The sequence below is a fragment of the Sphingobacterium sp. BN32 genome (assembly GCF_030503615.1).
GTDB lineage: Bacteria > Bacteroidota > Bacteroidia > Sphingobacteriales > Sphingobacteriaceae > Sphingobacterium.
Genome location: NZ_CP129963.1, coordinates 155,016 through 175,211 on the forward strand (window position 1 = coordinate 155,016; position 20,196 = coordinate 175,211).

Annotated in this window: 15 protein-coding genes; 10 read left to right on the forward strand and 5 right to left on the reverse strand. The window is 42.8% G+C overall.

From position 1 onward, the window contains the following. Positions 1 to 65 precede the first annotated feature (65 nt). On the forward strand, positions 66 to 911 hold the full coding sequence (locus tag QYC40_RS00690; protein ID WP_301991840.1) for an AraC family transcriptional regulator: 846 nt from the start codon (positions 66 to 68) through the stop codon (positions 909 to 911). Between the two features lie 6 nt (positions 912 to 917). Here the strand turns inward: QYC40_RS00690 and QYC40_RS00695 are convergent, their stop codons facing one another. After that, a complete protein-coding gene (locus QYC40_RS00695) occupies positions 918 to 2,501 on the reverse strand; it encodes an alpha-amylase family glycosyl hydrolase (protein ID WP_301991841.1) in 1,584 nt (527 codons plus the stop codon). Between the two features lie 20 nt (positions 2,502 to 2,521). Then, entirely contained in the window at positions 2,522 to 3,340 is an 819-nt protein-coding gene (locus tag QYC40_RS00700) for a phytanoyl-CoA dioxygenase family protein (RefSeq protein ID WP_301991842.1), read from the reverse strand. Positions 3,341 to 3,768: 428 nt separating this feature from the next. On the opposite strand from QYC40_RS00700, the gene QYC40_RS00705 reads away from it, so the two are divergent. Genes QYC40_RS00705 through QYC40_RS00730 form a run of 6 tightly spaced genes read left to right on the forward strand, consistent with a single transcriptional unit; the run spans position 3,769 to position 14,204 of the window. After that, positions 3,769 to 6,732 (forward strand): SusC/RagA family TonB-linked outer membrane protein, encoded by a 2,964-nt coding sequence (locus tag QYC40_RS00705; RefSeq protein ID WP_301991843.1) that lies wholly within the window; start codon positions 3,769 to 3,771, stop codon positions 6,730 to 6,732. A gap of 17 nt (positions 6,733 to 6,749) precedes the next feature. After that, positions 6,750 to 8,330 carry a RagB/SusD family nutrient uptake outer membrane protein gene (locus QYC40_RS00710; protein WP_301991844.1) on the forward strand — a complete coding sequence of 527 codons (1,581 nt, stop codon included), beginning with the start codon at positions 6,750 to 6,752 and terminating at the stop codon, positions 8,328 to 8,330. A 17-nt stretch (positions 8,331 to 8,347) separates the two neighbouring features. Then, complete coding sequence (locus tag QYC40_RS00715) at positions 8,348 to 9,364, forward strand: SusE domain-containing protein (protein ID WP_301991845.1); 1,017 nt, start codon at positions 8,348 to 8,350, stop codon at positions 9,362 to 9,364. A gap of 13 nt (positions 9,365 to 9,377) precedes the next feature. Then, positions 9,378 to 11,213 (forward strand): glycoside hydrolase family 13 protein, encoded by a 1,836-nt coding sequence (locus QYC40_RS00720; RefSeq protein ID WP_301991846.1) that lies wholly within the window; start codon positions 9,378 to 9,380, stop codon positions 11,211 to 11,213. A 9-nt stretch (positions 11,214 to 11,222) separates the two neighbouring features. After that, on the forward strand, positions 11,223 to 11,873 hold the full coding sequence (gene pgmB, locus QYC40_RS00725; RefSeq protein WP_301991847.1) for a beta-phosphoglucomutase: 651 nt from the start codon (positions 11,223 to 11,225) through the stop codon (positions 11,871 to 11,873). A 21-nt stretch (positions 11,874 to 11,894) separates the two neighbouring features. After that, a complete protein-coding gene (locus QYC40_RS00730; RefSeq protein WP_301991848.1) occupies positions 11,895 to 14,204 on the forward strand; it encodes a family 65 glycosyl hydrolase domain-containing protein in 2,310 nt (769 codons plus the stop codon). 77 nt (positions 14,205 to 14,281) lie between these two features. On the opposite strand, the gene QYC40_RS00735 is transcribed toward QYC40_RS00730, so the two are convergent. Next, entirely contained in the window at positions 14,282 to 15,289 is a 1,008-nt protein-coding gene (locus QYC40_RS00735; RefSeq protein ID WP_301991849.1) for a nucleoside hydrolase, read from the reverse strand. Between the two features lie 4 nt (positions 15,290 to 15,293). Beyond that, positions 15,294 to 16,352, reverse strand: coding sequence for a sugar phosphate isomerase/epimerase (locus tag QYC40_RS00740; RefSeq protein WP_301991850.1), 1,059 nt, complete (start codon positions 16,350 to 16,352; stop codon positions 15,294 to 15,296). A gap of 313 nt (positions 16,353 to 16,665) precedes the next feature. Between QYC40_RS00740 and QYC40_RS00745 the strand changes: the two genes are divergently transcribed. Next, positions 16,666 to 17,076 (forward strand): hypothetical protein, encoded by a 411-nt coding sequence (locus QYC40_RS00745; protein WP_301991851.1) that lies wholly within the window; start codon positions 16,666 to 16,668, stop codon positions 17,074 to 17,076. Between the two features lie 52 nt (positions 17,077 to 17,128). Here QYC40_RS00745 and QYC40_RS00750 read toward each other — a convergent pair whose 3' ends face one another. Next, positions 17,129 to 18,325 (reverse strand): glycosyltransferase, encoded by a 1,197-nt coding sequence (locus tag QYC40_RS00750; protein WP_301991852.1) that lies wholly within the window; start codon positions 18,323 to 18,325, stop codon positions 17,129 to 17,131. Positions 18,326 to 18,424: 99 nt separating this feature from the next. Between QYC40_RS00750 and QYC40_RS00755 the strand changes: the two genes are divergently transcribed. After that, a complete protein-coding gene (locus QYC40_RS00755; protein WP_301991853.1) occupies positions 18,425 to 19,006 on the forward strand; it encodes a tRNA-(ms[2]io[6]A)-hydroxylase in 582 nt (193 codons plus the stop codon). Positions 19,007 to 19,083: 77 nt separating this feature from the next. Next, a complete protein-coding gene (locus QYC40_RS00760; RefSeq protein ID WP_260043904.1) occupies positions 19,084 to 20,115 on the forward strand; it encodes an LLM class flavin-dependent oxidoreductase in 1,032 nt (343 codons plus the stop codon). Positions 20,116 to 20,196: the final 81 nt, after the last annotated feature.

Sequence of the window (20,196 nt, forward strand, 5' to 3'; positions counted from 1 at the left end):
ATTTTAATCGAAATATGGCTTATTTTGGAAATTTCACTTAACTTGATGGATAGAAAGTCCAATATATGCAAAAAGCAAAGCCCGAGATATTACAGAACGGTCTGCAGGAGTCATTCTTGATTCGGACCTTTGGCCACGAGGCATTTTTGGCTCCCTATCATTATCATCCGGAGTACGAGCTTACTTATATTATCCGTGGCAAAGGTAAGCGCTATGTCGGCAACCGTCTGGACGATTTCGGCGATGGCGACTTCGTATTGATTGGTCCTAATCAGCCTCATTGCTGGAAATTGGATCAACCCGATACGAAAGCCTCTGCGGTCGTCATCCAGTTTACGCATGACTTCCTAGGTGCTGAATTCTTCGAAAAACCAGAATTTTCCCCAATTAATGCACTGTTGAAAGAGAGCCAGGCGGTGCTTAGCTTTCCCCAACCCAAGGAAATGACCAAATATATCCTTCGCCTTCGTAAGTCGGAAGGGGTAGAAAGGATCCTTCATTTGCTGGAATTACTGAAATTGCTTACCGAACAAAATTATAAAGCTATCGATATCGGAGCGTTGGAAAACAACAGTGATAGTAATGCGGATAGCAATCGGATCAATGTGATCATGGCCTATATTGTCGAGAACTTTAAGAACGATATTAGCTTAGACGATGTGGCTAATGTGGCGAATCTGACACCGAACGCCTTCTGTAAATATTTCAAGAAGCTGACGCGAAAGACCTTTGTGGAGATGTTGGTGCAATATCGGATGAACTATGCTGTTCAACAGCTATTGCATACCGACGATCCAATCAGTGCGATCGCTTTAGCATCCGGTTTTAATGATATGTCTTATTTCTACAAAACTTTCCGATCGAAGATGGGTATGAGCCCTCTTGCCTATCGGAAAGAATTTATGGAATAAGAAGGCTTAATTGATAGACCATACCTGCGTACTATAGCCGGCAATACTAATCGCCTGCTGCTTGTTTTTCCACTCGCCTGTATTTTCACCATAGACTATTTTCGGCACCCCCTCTGCTATGGGGATCTCAAGATTTACGGCATCTGCTGAAAGATTGATCAAGACCATTGCTTTTTTTGGCCCTTTCGTTCTGTAGAAGCTGACGACGCTTTTGCTATCATTTGGGATGGATTGGTATCCCCCCTGAATGAGTAGGGGTTCTTGTTTTCGAAGCTTAATCAAGGCTTTATAAGTGTTGAGAAGTGAATTAGGATCGCTCGCTTGCTCTTCTACCGAAATGCCATCATTGCTTTTTACCGTGCTGGTTTCCCACCAAGGGCCAGAGTCTCTATACCAATAGGCCATTCCCGGACTATCTTTATCCTTTGTCCATTCGAAGGCTTCCCGATAGGGTATTTCATTCGCATCAGTAATGCCGCCATATTTACCGAAGAAGCTGTCGCCTAGCATTCCGATCTCTTGTCCGTAATAAATGGACGGTACTCCTGCCATCAATAAGTTTAGCGCAGCGCCGACTTTTTCCTTGCCTTTGTCTTGCTTTACCGCGGTCGAGAAGCGCGGGATATCATGGTTTTCGATGAAGATAATTTGGTTATTTCCTTCCGGAGTATCGCGAAAGGTCGTGTCCGCATAAGCCATGATCTTGTCCTTGTCCATTGTGCGTATGGCTTGCTGAATGCGGAAGGCAAAGACCCAGTCTACTTTAGCTTTCGTCAGGTAATCGATTCCATAGGATCCCCAATCGGCTTGTTCGGCCATAATATGAATCTTCGGGTTGATGCTTTTCAGTGTATCAATCAGTGGAACCCAAAAGTCTTTGAATAGATTCGTCAATCGACCTTTGTTATCTAGGTCGTCCATCATATGATCGAGCCGGAATCCATCAACCCCATCGTCGAAGTTTCCATCTTGATTAGGGTCGAGCCAATAAGCAAAAAGATCTTTGTTGTACTGTATCACATTTTTGTTGAGCAGATTTACGGTAGTAATCTTTCTGCGCTGCCCATCATATCCTCTTAAGTCGTATAGATCGAATACAATAGTGGATGGCTTGCGCTGTTCTTTATCGTCGTAAAGAATATAGTCGGAATAGGGCGAACTTGGATTTCCATAAGAGTCTGTATACCAGGGATGATCCTCCGTAGCGTATTGGGTTTCCATGTCCATGTATAGCTTCATGCCGCGTTTGTGCATTTCTTTCACTAAAGAAAGGTATTCCTCCTTAGTTCCGTAGGTCGAGTCGATTTTCTCGAAAGCGCTGGAATAGTAGTTATGGTAATATACCGACTCATACAACGGGGTCATTAAAATGGATGTAACTCCGAGATCCTGAAGATAATCAAGCTTCTGTTGGATGCCGGGTAAATCGCCATGCTGATCACCATTGCTATCAAAGAAACTCCGCTGGAAGACATGATAGATAATCTCGTCTTTAACCGAGTCCGTATCTGTTTGCTTCTTCTGACAACTCGTGAGCATTCCAGCAGCCCAGCATAGTGTCAAAAGGAGAATGTGCTGTAGTCCTTTCATTTACTTTTCTCCTTCAGCTTTTACAATAATAGCGGATTAATTTCGGAGTCTGCTAAGCTTCCTGCTTCCTTACCCATTAGCCATTGCTGTCGGTCATTCTCCTGCCATTTATGCTTCGGTTGGGTTACTTTAGCGCCATCCGCATAGTAGATGATCGTCATAACGGCGCGCATCTTGTCAGATGAGTTGCCCGGTGCATTGTGAATCGTATAGCCATAATGGAATGTGGCATCACCCGCGTTCATGTAGTCGGGATGTACGACAGGGAAGTTGTTTTCTTTGACATATTCGGAGAATGTTTTTTCCGATTCATCCGAAATAATAACATCCGATACGTTGTTTTGCTTGTGAGAACCTGTGGCAAAGGTCAGCATACCCATCTCTGGATTGGGAATATCGACAAGTGGCATCCACATGGTGATCGTATTTTTTGTATCCAATGGCCAATAGTTTTGATCTTGATGCCACGGCGTCGGGCCGCCGCCAGCTTCTTTAAATAAGGCCTGATCATGGTAGAGCCTCACATTTTCAACACCCAATAGGTCAGCGGCGATCTTCGCGAAACGCTTCGCCATCACGAACTGCTTCACTTCCTCATCGACGCGCCAAAGGTTCATGATCTGTAAAAAGGCTTTGCCATAGGTGTCACGATCTTCCAGCTTTCTTTTTTCTTCGTTATGCTTGTCGGCCGCTTGACTGATTACCTCACGGAAGTGCTCCGCAGTTTTTCTATCTAGTATATCACGAATGAGAATATGTCCATTATCTTGAAACTCGGCAGTCTCTGCTGCGGATACAGGTTTTACCTGATCAAGAATTTGATTCGTTTTTGTGCTCATGATTTATAAAGTTGGTTTATACTCAAAGTTACGGACGAAGCAGAGCAGACTCTCGGGGGGATTTAATCTGTTATATGGTTTATTTTATCCTAATTGCCTTACATGTCATCAATTTTGATAAAATAGACTGTGTTGTTTCGCGGTATTATTTGGGGAGCTTTTTTCTGTAAATAGTAGATTTTAAGAAGAAAATGCTGTTTTGATTCGGGAACGTTCTCGAATATTCCCGGGGGTTTTTATTGTTTTTGAGTCGATTTTTGTTTTGTAATTATAATGAAATCAAAAGGTTACAATAATAAAATGCATATTTTTGTATAAAAATAAAAAAATCAGAAAACTCTTTTTTTTATAAATTTTCTACAATAATTTAGTAGTCAACCAAAAGGGAGACAATGTACGTCTGCCGATTATAAACAAAAAATAAAATTATGGTTAGGGATTTTTACAATTGGCACTTTCGGCTAATAGTTATCTTCATCTTCAGTTTTCAATTTGTTTCGGCTCAACAGAATTTACAGCTTTCGGGGAAAGTGGTAGATGATGCGGGTAAGGAGCTTGCTGGAGCGACGGTAAGTATTAAAGGAACAAACATGCAAGTTTCAACGGATGAGTCCGGGAACTATGTATTGCAAGGAATAAATGCGGGGGCTATGATCGTACAGGCGTCCTATGTTGGCCACGCCAGCTCGGAACAAAGCATAAACCTGACGGCTTCGCAAAGTTTAAACTTCACTTTATCTTCTAATGCCGCTGAAATCGGTGAGGTTGTGGTGATTGGTTATGGCACGGTCGAGCGTAAGCATGTGACCGGTGCGGTTTCCAATGTGCAATCGAAGGACTTTCAAAAGGGAGCAATCACTTCTCCGGATCAATTGATTCAAGGTAAGGTATCGGGTGTTTCTATTACCTCCAATGGGGGTGCGCCGGGTGCAGGAAGTACGATCCGCGTGCGCGGGGGAGCTTCATTGTCCGCAAGTAACAACCCGTTGATCGTTGTTGATGGAAACCCACTAAGTGGTGAGAATGTATCAGGAGCCGCAAACCCACTTTCGCTTATCAATCCGAATGATATCGAATCGATGACCATCTTAAAAGATGCGAATGCGACAGCTATCTACGGTTCTAGAGCATCTAACGGTGTCATCTTGATTACAACTAAAAAGGGCAAGATGGGCAGACCGAAGCTGAATCTCTCAACAGTGAACTCTCTATCGACTATCGCAAATCAAGTGGATGTCCTAACGGCTGATGAGGTGCGGTCTTATGTGAATGAATATGGAACTGCAACGCAGAAAGGCTTAGTAGGATCGGCAAATACAGATTGGCAAGACTTGATTTATCACAATGCATTTACCACAGATAACAACATCTCGCTGTCGGGCGGTGTAAAAAATATGCCTTATCGTGTTTCCATCGGATATTTGGAGCAAGCAGGGATCTTAAAGACGGATATGCTTAGAAGAGGAACCGCAGGGGTAAATATTTCTCCTCGTTTCTTTGACAATCACTTGAAATTGGATATCAACTTTAAAGGTACATTGACGAATCAAGAGTTTGCAAATACAGGAGCGATTGGTTCTGCCATTGTATTCGACCCTACTCAAAATGTATATGATCCGAACAGTCCGTATGGTGGGTTCTTCGAATGGCAAGAGGGCGCAGTTCCGAATTCCTTGTCCCCAAGAAACCCAGTGTCCTTGTTAGAGAACTATGGTAATAGAGCGGCTGCGGGTAGAAGTATCGGTAATGCGCAATTGGATTATTCTTTCCACTTCCTTCCGGAGTTACACGCGAATATTAATGTGGGTTATGATATCGCTTCAGGTAAAGGTGCAACCAGCATTCCTGATTTTGCAGCATCAAACTTTGCAAACAAAGGCTTCTTTCAACGCTATAGAGGCAGACAGAACAATACCTTTATCGAGGGATATCTGAACTACGTTAAAGACATTGAAAGTATCAATAGCAATATCAACGTAACAGCAGGATATGGCTATTACGATAATAAAGAGACAAACTACAACTTCAATTCTTATAACGCGCATGGCGATATAATCACTACACCAGTGCATGTGGACAATGTTCCACAGAATAGATTGCTTTCTTATTATGGAAGATTGATCTACTCTTTTGCTGACCGATATATCCTATCCGGTACCATTCGTGCGGATGGGTCTTCGAAATTTAATCCGGACGGACGTTGGGGTATTTTTCCTTCAGCAGCATTTACATGGCGTATTAAAGGAGAGAACTTCCTAAAGGATAACAACAGTGTATCTGACTTAAAGCTTCGTTTAAGCTATGGCGAGACTGGAAATAAAGATGGTATTACGAACTATGGTTATATCCCGGTTTACTACTACAGTACGAATGAAGCGCAATATCAAATCGGCGATCAATTCTACCATGTGTATTCGCCAATTGCATATGATAAAACTCTCCGTTGGGAATCTACTGCGACAACTAACATCGGTTTAGACTATGGATTCTGGGGAGGACGCATCTATGGTGCAATCGATGCTTATCATAAGAAAACAAAAGATTTGTTGGCAACGACGGAAATCTCTGTAGGAACGAACTACAGTAACCAATTATTGACTAACGTTGGTAACATGGAGAATCGCGGTATCGAGGGTAGCATCAATATTCAGGCGGTGAAGTCAGAAAACTTCAATTGGGACTTAGGTTTCAATATGACGGTTAATGAAAGCAAGGTGACTAATCTAACCTTGAATGATAACCCAGGATATCAGTTGGCAGCAGGTTGGATTACCGGTGGTACAGGTAATGTGATCCAATACCATACAGTAGGTCTGGCACCATTCCAATACTATGTTTACAAGCAAGTTTATGATCAGCAAGGGAATCCGTTAGAAGGCGTATATGAAGATCTGAATGGCGACGGCGCTGTAACACCTGCCGACCGTTATTATTATCAAAAACCGGCACCAGATTACTTTATGGGTTTTACAACATCCATCAATTACAAACGCCTAACGTTGAACACGGTATTGAGAGCAAGCTTCGGAAACTATGTTTATGATAATATCTCTTCCAACTTCGGCGTGGCTCGTAATATTTTAAATCCTTCGGGCTTCATCAATAACGCAACAACGGATATCTACAACACGAATTTTAATAATAACCAATACTCAAGCGATTACTACATCAACAATGCATCCTTCCTACGTATGGACAACCTAGGTTTAGTTTACAACGTCGGAAACTTAGATAAAGAAGGAACGGTGACAATGATGATCAATGCGAATGTTCAGAACGTATTCACAGTCTCTAAGTACAAAGGAATTGATCCGGAATTGTTCAATGGTATTGACTATACGCTATATCCAAGACCAAGAGTTTATTCATTAGGGTTGAACTTCGGGTTTTAACATTAAATAAGAAATTCATGAAAAGATTAATAAAAAATACGATTTGGGGCAGCATGCTGATCTTGTCTGTTTCTTCATGTAGTGAAGACTTATTGAACTTAAGCCCAAAGAATGATATTACTGCAGATCAGGTTTATGGATCTGAGCTAGGTTATAAAGAAGCTTTCCTAAAAGTGTATGGCAGTCTTTCGATGACTTCTGGCGGAGGCGAAGGAGCAAGTGATCTAGCAGGTATTGATGCCGGCCAATCTGATTTCTTGCGTCTGTATTGGAATATTCAGCAATTAACATCAGATGAAACCTTATGTGGCTGGAATGACCCTGGCGTTCCTGACATGGTTTATGGTACTCCCGACGCAGATGATATCATGGTCAAAGGATTATACACCCGCTGTATCTACACCATCACCGTGGCAAACGAGTTCCTTCGTGAAAGCACGCCAGACAAGCTGTCTGCCAGAGGAATAACTAATACTGCGGAGATTGACGCTTATCGGGCAGAGGCGAGATTCGTCAGAGCTTACCAATATTGGGTATTGCTAGATTTATTCGGTAATCCTCCTTTTGTAACCGAGGAAAATCTGATAGGTAAAGTCTCTCCTAACCAAATCAAGCGTCCCGACCTGTTCAATTATGTGGAGAAGGAATTGTTGGAGATCGAACCATTGATGAAAGCACCCAAGCAGAACGAATACGGGCGTGCAGATCAGGGAGCGGTTTGGACCTTGTTAACAAGATTATACTTGAATGCGCAGGTGTACACAGGAACTGCTAAATACACCGAAGCAATTACTTATGCGAATAAGATTATCAACGGAGGATACGCTTTAGCGAGCAATTATGCGAACTTATTCTTAGAAGATAACTATGTGACGAGCAAAGATGAAATCATCTTTACCATCAATTATGATGGCGTAAAAACCAGAAACTACGGCGGTACGACTTTCTTGATCAACTCACTGATCAACGGTGAGATGGGACCTGCTTCATATGGAGTTCCTACTGGTGGCTGGGGTGGTAATCGCGCTACGAAAGCACTTCCTACCGCTTTCCCGGATTATAGCGGCAACACCGATAAACGAGCGATGTTCTTTGGCGACAAGCTGGAGAATGATGAGCTAGGAGAGTTTAAAGATGGTCTTCGCGTAACGAAGTTTAAAAATGTGAAATCAAACGGTACGCCTGGTGCTTCGCAAGGAGGAACATTCAGCTCCTTAGACTTCCCGCTATTCCGATTGGCAGATGTTTACTTGATGTATGCGGAGGCGGTACTACGTGGCGGATCCGGAGGTTCTACTGCACAAGCATTAGGATACTTCAACCAAGTGAGAGCTAGAGCGTATGGTAATGCTAGTGGCAATGCATCGGCAATTACGCTGGATGATATCTTAAATGAGCGCGCGAGAGAGCTATACTTTGAAGGATATCGCAGAACAGACTTAATTCGTTTTGGGAAATTCACAGGTGGCAATTACATATGGCCATGGAAAGGTGGAGTTAAAGACGGAAGATCTATCGCTGATTTCAGAGCGCTCCTTCCGTTACCATCATCTGATGTTATTGCCAATACCAACTTAACGCAAAACCAAGGCTATTAACATTAACACTAGAAATTATGAACCTTATTAATAGACTTCTGATATTATTCTGCCTGAGTAGCCTGATGTTCACTTCATGCGAAAAGGATGAAGTAAAAACAATAGCAAAAGACGGGCAATCAGGTAACCTGACGAGCTCAGCAACATCTGTTGCACTCTCGAAAGCAACCTTGAACGACAAGGTCATTGAGTTTAACCATACGCTTTCTGATTTCGGCTATAATGCCGGAATCACTTATTCTCTTCAATTTGGATTGAAAGGAACCAACTTTACGCCAGCAAGAGAGGTCGTACTAGAAAACGGAGTGACTACGAAATCCTATACCGGGCTTGAGCTAAATAATCTTTTGTCGGCTATGAACCTATCATTTGATGAAAACTCAGATGTAGAAGTTCGTCTGAAGTCGGCAATATCAAATAGCGTTGCGGTTTACAGTAATGTGGTCAATATCAGTACTAAACCTATTCCATTGACTTCATGGATCTATCTACCGGGAGCTTATCAGGGATGGAACCCTGCAACGGCAGATAGTTTGATCTCACCTACAGGCAACGGTATTTATACCGGCATCCTACGCTTCCCGGCCAAAGATTCGGAGTTCAAAATTACGCCTGCGAAGAACTGGAATGTGAACTACGGAGATGGTGGCAACGGAACTATTAGCCCAACAGGAGGCAACTTTAAGTCTATTGCCGAGGGCACCGTGTTGATCACTATGGATATGAACAGCAATACCTGGATGATGGAGACGGCAGCGACATGGGGCATGATAGGAGATGCGGTTCCAAATTCGAACTGGTCGGTTGATGCAGACATGAAATTCGTAAATGATGGCGCTGGAAACTGGGTACTTCAGACTGTTCTTAATCCAGGTAAATTCAAGTTCCGTAGAAACCACGATTGGGGAACCAACCTAGGTGGCAGTGGAGGCACATTAACATTGGGCGGTGCTGATATCGCGATTACGGAAACTGGAAACTACACCGTGACCATGAACCCGACTGCTTTAACTTATACAATCGTAAAAAACTAAACAACAAACGAATATGAGGATCGTTATTGCCATTATCTTTATTTTCATACATCTAGCCTCCTTTGCGCAGGTAGATCGTATTGAACCGTTGAACTGGTGGGTTGGAATGAATAATCCCAATGTTCAATTATTGATCTATGGCAATAACATCTCTAAAAAAACAGTCCGTATCGACTACCCCGGTGTTGAGCTAATCAGACAACAGCAGGTAGAAAACCCGAACTATTTATTCTTGGACCTCAAGATACATCCAGATGCAAAAGCTGGAAAGGTTTCTTTGGTATTCCAAGAAAAAGGAAAGAAAGATTATGTGAAAGCGTATGAGCTAAAAGCGCGAGATGCCGCTAAGCGCGCCCTCCAAGGCGTTGATGCGTCAGACTTCGTCTATCTCATTATGCCGGACCGCTTTGCCAATGGCGACCCTTCCAATGATCGTATTAAAGGGATGGCCGATCAATCCCTAAATAGGGATAGCATGTACTATCGTCATGGCGGCGATTTACAAGGAATCATCAATAATCTCGATTATCTGGAAGAGCTTGGCGTCACAGCTTTATGGCTAAATCCAGTATTGACCAATGATCAGCCGTTGACCTCCTACCATGGTTATGCAAATACCGAAAGCTATTATGTTGATCCTCGGTTTGGTGGTAATGAGGCTTATCGTAAGTTGATTGAGGAATGCCACAAGCGAAGCATCAAAATGATTCAGGACCTAGTGCATAATCATTTCGGAACGGAGCATTTTACGGTAAAGGATATGCCGATGAAAGACTGGGTACATCAATGGGACAGCTTTACTAAAACTAATTACCGCGAGCAAGTGCATATGGATCCTTATGCGGCGGAGGCGGATAAGGACATCATGTTGAATGGTTGGTTTGATAGGCATATGCCGGATATGAATCAACATAATCCATATGTTAAAAATTATATCACTCAAAGTCATATTTGGTGGATCGAGGAGATGGGGATCGATGGGTTCCGATTAGATACCTACGCATACAACGATTTAGGCTTTATGGCAGAATGGGGAAAAGCAATCGATGCGGAATATCCTAAGATGACCTATTTCGGTGAAACTTGGGTACATGGAATTCCTAATCAGGCTTACTTTACCAAAGCCGACAAGATCAGCCAGGGTATTGATACCAAGTTGCAGGGGGTGACGGATTTCCAAGCCTATTGGGCAATCAATGAAGCCCTGAATGGGAAGTTCGGATGGATGGACGGCGTAGTCCGTCTTTACAATACATTTGCCAGCGACTTTATGTACGAAGACCCTTATCGTAATGTCGTATTCTTAGACAACCATGATTTAAGCCGTTTCTTATCTGTCGTAGGTGAGGATTTCAATAAGTATAAATCAGGTATTGCGTGGTTATTGACCACGCGCGGCATCCCGCAACTGTATTACGGAACAGAGATTCTGATGAAAAACTTTGCCAGTCCCGACGGTCTTGTACGTGAAGACTTTCCAGGCGGATGGAAGAACGATAAAGCCAATAAGTTTACCGCTGCCGGACGAACTGAAAAAGAGAATGAAGCATTTAACTATGTTAAAACACTAGCGAATTATCGCAAGAACAATCCGGTTCTTCAAGACGGGAAGATGCTGCAATTTATACCCGAAGACGGTATCTATGTTTATTTCCGCTACAATGATGATAAACGCGTAATGGTGATCATGAATAGCAAGCAGGAAAGTGTAAAGCTCCAAACCAAGCGCTATCAAGAGGGCATAGGTCAATATACGCAAGCAACCAATGTCGTGACTGGGGCCAATATTGAAAACTTACAAGAGTTGGATATCCCAGCGGTTAGCACACAGGTATTCGAGTTAAAATAAAAGTTAAAGATGGGATTGCAAGCAGTTTTATTTGATCTTGACGGTGTGTTGGTCGACACCGCTAAATACCATTACTTAGCCTGGAAGCAATTAGCAAACTCGTTAGGGTTTGACTTTACGGAGCTTCAAAATGAAGAGCTTAAGGGCATCAGCCGCGTGGAGAGTTTAAAGAAAATACTCACATGGGGCGGTCTGGATTTCCCCCAAGAACGACAGGATGAGCTTGCCAGTTTAAAGAACGGCTGGTATGTGGAAATGATCTCCGAAATGAAGGCAGATGAAGTACTGCCCGGCTCATTTGAGCTGTTGGAAGAACTCCGGACAAATCAGATTAAGATCGCATTAGGCTCCGCAAGCAAAAACGCGCAGCTAATATTGGATAACACAGGGCTAACGCCTTATTTTGATGCCATTGTAGATGGCAATGTGGTCAGTAAATCGAAACCCGCCCCGGAAGTTTTCTTAAAAGGAGCCGAGATGTTGCATATTTCACCGAGCGGCTGTGTGGTCTTCGAAGATGCAAGCGCTGGCGTCGAAGCAGCATTGCGCGCGACCATGAAAGCCATTGGAATAGGCTCGCCCAAGGAGCTCAGAAAGGCGCACCTTGTTGTTGAAGATTTGACAAAAATACAATTGAAGGCTATTCAAAATCTGTTTTAGCACATACATAATTATCTATTTATGAAAAACTACATCCAAGCCGATCCCTGGAATATTATTGAAGAGGGCTTTGATCCTCACCTAAATAAAATATCCGAAAGTTTATTTAGTATCGGTAATGGTAAAATGGGGCAAAGAGCAAACTTCGAGGAAGCCTATTCCGGTGAAAGTCTGCAAGGCTCTTATGTGGCGGGAATCTATTTCCCAGATAAAACCAGAGTGGGCTGGTGGAAAAACGGATATCCGCCAACATTCGATAAAGTTATCAATTCGACGAATTGGATAGGCATCGATATCTACATCAACAACGTATTATTGGATTTAGCCCAATGTCAAGTAACCCAGTTTAAACGGGTGTTGAATATGCAGGAGGGTTATCTGCAGCGCACTTTTAGAGCAACGATAAATGAGGGACAAGAGATTGAGGTGAATAGTATCCGCTTCTGCAGTATTGCTGATGATGAAATCGGTGCGATACAATACAGCTTAACGGCATTAAATTTTGATGCCGCGATTAAAGTCGTGTCGAAGTTGGATGGTGATATCGTCAATGAGGATAGTAATTACGACTTTAAGTTTTGGGAACCCGTAGCGGATCAGCAATCCGAAAATGGGGTATTCTTACAGACCAAGACTTTGAAGACGGGGTTCGAATTATGTGTTGGCGCGAAGACGCAGATATATGCGGATGGGCACTTAGTGAAACTAAATCAACAGGGCGTATTACAACAGAATAAATGGATAGCAGAAGAGTTTCACTTGGATATTACTTCAGGCAATATGATTAACATCGTTAAGCTCGCCTGTGTGCAGTCATCGCTCAATCATCCTGCGGAAGCTTTATTGGCAACCTGCGAGGAAAAACTTGCAATCGCGAATACCGTGGGATTTGAGAAACTGAAAGAAACGCAGAAGGTAGCTTGGGCGAACAAATGGTTGCAAAGCGACATTCAGATCGAAGGCGATGTGAAAGCGCAGCAAGCAATTCGTTTCAACATCTTCCAACTGTTCCAAACCTATACCGGTACGGACTCCAGACTAAACATTGGCCCTAAAGGTTTTACGGGCGAGAAATATGCGGGTGCTACCTATTGGGATACCGAAGCCTATTGCATCCCGTTCTACTTGTCCACGGCACCACAGGAAGTTGGTCGCAACTTATTGGTCTATCGGTATAACCATTTAGAAAAGGCGATTGAGAACGCCGAGATGTTGGGCTTCAAAAATGGCGCAGCCCTATATCCTATGGTTACCATGGATGGTACAGAAAGTCATAACGAATGGGAAATTACATTCGAAGAGATCCATAGAAATGGCGCAATCGCCTATGCGATTTACAATTACATCAACTATACGCAAGATTGGGACTACCTTGCACAATATGGCTTAGAGGTGTTGGTTGCCATTGCGCGCTTTTGGGCACAACGCGTAAACTGGAGCGAGGAACGCGAGAAATACGTAATGCTTGGCGTGACGGGTCCTAATGAATATGAAAACAACGTCAACAACAACTGGTATACCAACTACTTAGCTGTATGGTGCTTGAACTATACGCGTGAAGCGCTGGATTACGTAAAACAACAGGACGTTGCGCGCTTCGAAGCGATCTTGGATAAGATAAGTTTCGATCTAGAGGAACTCGAACTATGGCAAGAGGTTGCGAATAACATGTACTATCCTTATCATGAGAAGCTAAAAATCTATCTTCAACAGGACGGCTACTTGGATAAAGAGCAATGGTTGGTGAAAGATCTTCCGGCTTCTGAAAGACCTTTAAATCAAAAGTGGAGCTGGGACCGAATTCTCCGTTCTTGTTTTATCAAGCAGGCGGATGTTTTGCAGGGCATGTATTTCTTCGAGGATCAGTTTGACTTAGACGATATACGTCGGAATTTTGATTTCTATGAACCTCGTACGGTGCATGAAAGCTCGCTGTCGCCCTGCATACACAGTATTTTAGCTGCTAAGCTCAATGACGAGGCAAGGGCATACGAATTCTATTTACGAACTGCTCGATTAGATTTAGACGATTATAACAATGACACCGAAGACGGGCTGCACATCACATCCATGGCAGGAACTTGGATGAGCATTGTACAGGGCTTCGCTGGAATGCGTATCAAGAATAATCAATTGTATTTTCAGCCCTTCCTTCCTGAACAGTGGGAATCCTTTACTTTTAATATTGGGTTTAGAGGTAAAATTTTATCCATCCGTATCAGCAAAGGAGAAATGGAAATCGAAAACACGTCCAGCGAGGTGCTAGACATGCAAGTAGGAGATGCGAATTATTCCATTCCAGGAAATTCTTCGCAGATTATTAATATCTAAGGATTTATATTGAAAAATCGGTTATAGTGTTGATGAAGCTGTCCGAAAGGACAGCTTCTTTTTTTTTTAACGCCTCTTTACTTCTTCGGCTGATACATCATCAGCTCATCGATTACTTCTTCCAACTTCTCATATGGATACTTGTGGAAAATAAAGCGATGCAACCCCTTTTCGTCGGGAATCCAGGTATTCGAACCATCTTCTTCAACCTTAAACGTTCCATTGCCACTTAAATAGAAATAGTCTGCAGGGTTTCTCGCTGCCAACAAAACCGCCGTTTGGTCCCATGAACTCCTTGCCTTTTCAGGTTTATCCAAATAATGTGGCAGATTGAGTTGATAGCCCGTTGAAACAGGACTGCTTTGATCATTCTTTGCCGCAATCATAGCACCGGTTTTGATTTTGTTTCCCAGCTCAACCCCTGTAAAGAGGATAGGTCTTGGAAAATGATTGAAGAAATAGAATGAAGAAGAAGCATCTTTAAAAACGTTGAACTCTCGTCCTTGCGGAAAACCGCCGGCCATACTGACCCAATTCTTCACCTTCTTTTTAACTAAGTCCATGCCGCTTAATTTGGAATACTGATCCGCCGGAGACTTAAGCAGTTCTGCCAGACTAGTCATAAAACCTACCGTAATAATCGTTACGGAGTTATCAGGTTGCTTGGCCAATACTTCGCGGTACACCTCGGCAGCAGGTTTATAGGTCTTATTTTTGACCTCAGGAGCAAATTTCTGAATTAATGCATCATTCCAATTTGTCTTTGCTGTAAAGTTTGGTGCAAGCTGCTTATTTGCTTGTCCAATGGGAATCTGAGGTTTATTGAAATACCTGTTGAAAACTTCGATAGTCGGTGCGATATCCGGATGTGCATCACTTGCTACAGTTGCCAGAATATCGAGCTCTCCACGATCGGCAAGCGCATGCAAAACGGCAATTTCGCCAACATCATCATAGTCTGGCCCCATATCGGTATCAAATATCACCTTCACAGGTTTTGACACAGTTTTCTGTGCAAAACAATGAGGTGAGAAAGACATTACTAGAACGACGCCTACGAAGTAGCTAATCAAAGTTTTCTTCATAATACTATCCTCCCAATCCTAATATCTTCTTGTTGAAAGCTTCATCCATACCTGTTGCAACGAAATCATCGAAAGCCTTATCGGTCACCTTGATAATATGATTTTTAATGAATTCAGCACCTTCAATAGCACCATCCACACTGTTCTTCAACGCACATTCCCATTCCAACACTGCCCAACCTTCGTAATCATAAGCCGCTAACTTGCTGAAAATGCTCTTGAAGTCCACCTGCCCGTCACCAAGCGAACGGAATCTTCCCGCACGTTCAACCCAGCCGCTGTATCCACCATAAACTCCCTGCTTTCCATTCGGGTTGAACTCTGCATCTTTCACATGGAACATCTTGATGCGATCATGATAATGATCGATATAGCTTAAATAATCCATGCCCTGAAGCAATAGGTGCGATGGGTCATACAATAAACAAGCACGTTCATGCATATTCGTCGCTTCTAGGAATCGCTCATAGCTAACCCCATCATGCAAATCCTCGCCGGGATGTATCTCATAGCATAGATCCACGCCATGTTTGTCGAATTCATTTAAGATCGGTAACCAGCGCTTGGCAAGTTCCTGGAAACCGGTCTCTACAACACCGGCAGGGCGTTGCGGCCAAGGGTAAACCATATGCCATAACAAAGCCCCAGAGAACGTCGCATGTGCATTCAAGCCTAAGTTTGCCGAAGCCTTTGCTGCGTATTTTAATTGCTCAGTAGCCCATTCTGTACGCGCTTTTGGATTCTTTCTTACCGCTGCCGGCGCGAAACCATCAAAAAGCTCATCGTAGGCCGGATTTACAGCAATCAACTGCCCTTGTAGGTGTGTAGAGAGTTCAGTAATTTCCAAGCCTATTTCCTGCAATTTGCCTTTAATCTCCTCTGCATAGGTTTTGCTTTCTGCGGCTTGCTGCAAATCGAAGAACGCGGGGTCATTGGTAGGAATTTGCACGCCTTTATATCCTAAGGACTGCACCCATTTCCCGATGTTTTCTAATGTATTATATGGGGCTTCTTCCGCGATAAATTGTGCTAGGAAGATACCAGGGCCTTTTAATGTCTTCATGTTGATTTAAGTTTCGCTAAAGATAATGAAATTAAATCTTCTCTTTTTGTAAGAAAAACAAAAGCATACAACTCGAAAAGGACAGCAAATGCATACAAAAATATAAAGGCGGCCACTGTTATAGCCGCCAAAAATAAACTGTAGAAAAATAATTCTGAAGACTAGAAAACTTTATTTTAACCGCTTTTAAGTAGAATTATTCTAGCTGAAAGGAAATGTAACAAACGTTAAAAAATAAAGGTGAACATTAATTGGCATAATGATTGGAACTGTCCATTCGAATTGTACAATATTTAACTAGAGGAATAAGACTATGAAAAAGGTATTGATGCTATTATTTGTTGCAATTGGCTTGGCTTCTTGTAGCAAGGATACGCTAGATAGTATCGAGCGTGATACTACGGTAAATATTATCAGAGCAAATAAATGGTTTGATGTAGTAAAAACAGTGAGTGTAGAAGGACAAGAAAGCGTTAGAACGGTTATAGTTGGGGATGAAGTTTCTAAAAACTTAGAATTTAAATCAAATAACAATGCATACATCATGAAAGCGGATGAAACGATGTCTGCACCTATTCCTTATAAGCTTGAGGGAGAAAAAGTGATGTGGTTCGATGGTGTCAAATATGAGATTCAAGAAAATATTATTTCAACAATCACACACTTCACACTTAAAAATGTTGAAGGACTTACAACTACTACAATAAGATTCGAAAGACGTTAAATATAAACTTGAGATGAGAATTGAGGCTGTCCGATTAGGGTAGCCTCTTTTTTTACCCTTTATTCTTGGCTTCAATCCAGAGCGACATATACTTTGTTGCGCTAAATTGATTGCTCCATAGGATCTGCCCCATGATGTTTTGCCGCCTATGCACATCTAAATTCGCTTGGAGCTTTTCGATTGTTGACATAAATTCCGAGAATAACGCTTCTGAATTTAATGCTTTAAGCAGTTGCTCTCCCTTTTCCGACGCTTGTTGCCAATCGCTTTCATGGGAAGCTAGTTGTACAGCATTCGACACAAAGTCTTTTTCCACATCTGTGATATAGCCATTCCACAGCTCATTATTCGAGAATCCTTCGGCTCCAATTGTCGTTGTTATTGAAGGCGTCCCGGCTCGTAATGCATCAATGAACTTCCCCTTCAAGCCGGCGCCGAAAGGAATAGGCGCTAGCAGTACACGATATTGTGCCAGCGTTTCGATTGCATTTTCCGCACGCCCTTTAATGATAAATCCATCTTTAGGCTTATTCAGTTCCCAAACTTTTTGACTCGGATAGGCTCCATAAATATGAAGTTCCGAAGCAGGCAATTGTTTCCGTATTGAAGGCCATATTTTCTTCAATGCAAGTACGGTTTGCCAATTAGGCTCATGAATGAAATTTCCTATAAAAGCGAAGTTTGCGCGGTCTGGGAAACCGGGGTTTTCGCGTTGTTCAGCAGTAATATGGAAAGGCAAGAATTGCAAAAGCTCAGGGGCTACTCGAAATACCCGGTCTAGCACCTCCATCTCATAGGATGAAATAATCAAAGATAAGTCGCAGCGCAGTATTGCTGCAATTTCGCGCAGGCTATGAGCATTAGCATAGGAATCTTCTGATAAGTCCTTATTGTTTTTATGGGATTGCTGCCTAGCCAAACGAATACTATGTAGATCTTCCGTATCTAAGATCAGCAGGGCGTTAGGACATGCCGATTTCACCCGCCAGCTATATTGTTCCTCGACCATAAAACGATCGAATAGCACAATGTCCGGATGGAGTTCAGTAATAAAGCGATCGAAGGAACTGTCGTTCAATAGGATGTTATGTTCGCTGACCTGTAAATCAGTTAATGGGAAGGAATATTCCGATTTTCCGGCAGCACAGGCAAAATGGACGTCGTAGCCATATGCTAGGAAGCATTTTACTAATTCCAACATCCGCCAACCGGCCGCCGAGGAGTTCGGCTCCGGCCATACTAACCCCATTATTAAAACGCGCTTTCCCATGATGCAAATTAACATAATTAGGGCGATTCCACCGGATGAATTTTGTTTTCGTACCTTTGCGCTATAATATGAGCAGCTATGTTAGGATTAAAATTATTGACAGATCCCCGTTGGGCAAATATTGCGGAGTCGAACTTAGAAGAGATATTGACAGACCACGCTTGGTGCGAGCAAAAGGCCGCATCGAACGCGATTTCCTTGATCACACAGAACTCAGAGCATGAGGACTTGGTGCATGAATTGACGGCAATTGCCATCGAAGAGATGGAACACTTTAAAATGGTGATCGATATTATCCAGCAGCGCGGCTATATCTTAGGGAGAGAGCGCAAGGATGATTACGTAGGCCAATTAATGAAATTTGCAAAGAAAGACGGTTCTCGCAATATGGCATTTATCGATCGCTTGCTATTTGCGGCAATGATTGAAGCGCGAAGCTGCGAACGCTTTCGCGTATTGTCTAAGAATATTGCCGACCAAGAATTAGCGAAGTTCTACCATGAACTGATGGTATCGGAAGCAAACCATTATACAACGTTCTTGAACTTTGCAAGAAAATATACGATAGACGTCGATGTGGATAAGCGTTGGAAAGAATGGCTTGATTTTGAGGGCGAGCTGATCCAATCTTATGGAAAAAAAGAACATATCCACGGGTAGAAGATCTTTCTTAACATATATCAATGTATAGCCTGTTCATTCAGGCTATTTTTGTTTAACATTTAAGGAGAAATATCATGGAATTAGGAATAGGCATGTTTGGTGATTTACAAATAAATCCACAAACAGGTGAAATACAGAATACACAAGTTCGCTTAGGCGAAATCATAGAAGAGATCAAATTGATGGATGAAGTCGGCGTAGACTTCTTCGGTATGGGCGAGCACCACCGTGCAGACTATGCTGTTGCTTCCCCAGAGATAATCTTAGCCGCCGCCGCAACAGTGACGAAGAACATCAAACTAGGAAGCGCAGTTTCCGTATTGAGCTCCGCAGATCCCGTAAAATTATATCAGGATTTCGCTACGGTCGACTTGTTGTCCAATGGTCGTGCGGAAATTATGGCGGGACGCGGTTCGTTCATTGAATCTTTCCCACTATTTGGTTTTGATTTAAAAGACTACAGCTCGCTATTCGAAGAGAAATTGAATCTTTTAACACGCTTAAATAACGCTGAGACTATCACTTGGACGGGCAAGCATCGCCCAAGCCTGATCAATCAATCGATCTATCCAAGACCAACCAACGGTAAAATGCCGATCTGGGTTGCGGTAGGTGGTACAACAGAATCGGTTATCCGTGCCGGAAAATTAGGATTGCCCGTGATGTTCGCGATTATTGGCGGTTCGCCGATAAACTTCAAACCTTTGTTTGAGGTTTATGAACAAGCTTTTGTAGACTCCGGACATAACCGTGAGGATATGCAAGTCGGCGTGCATATGCATTCTTTCTTCGGGGAAGATTCGCAAGAAATAGCAAACTGGTACTACCCTTTCTACGCTGCACAAATGGATAGAATCGGGGCTTCCCGCGGCTGGCCTTCTTACCAACGCACGCAATACGATTACGGCCGCTCAAGACATGGACACTTAATTGTTGGCGATGTCAACGAGTCGGTAGACAAAATCCTCCAAATGCAAGAAACTTTCGGTCTGACCCGTTTCTCAGCGCACATGGACGTAGGTAGCCCGGACCATAGCAAAATGATGAAAGCTATCGAACTGTATGGTAATAAGATTATTCCACAGGTGAAGAAAGGACTTGTTTAGACATTAGATTTTAGATATGAGATATTAGAGCGAAGTCGGCTAAGTATAATTAGGCAGACTGCGTTGTAAGATAAGTCTACA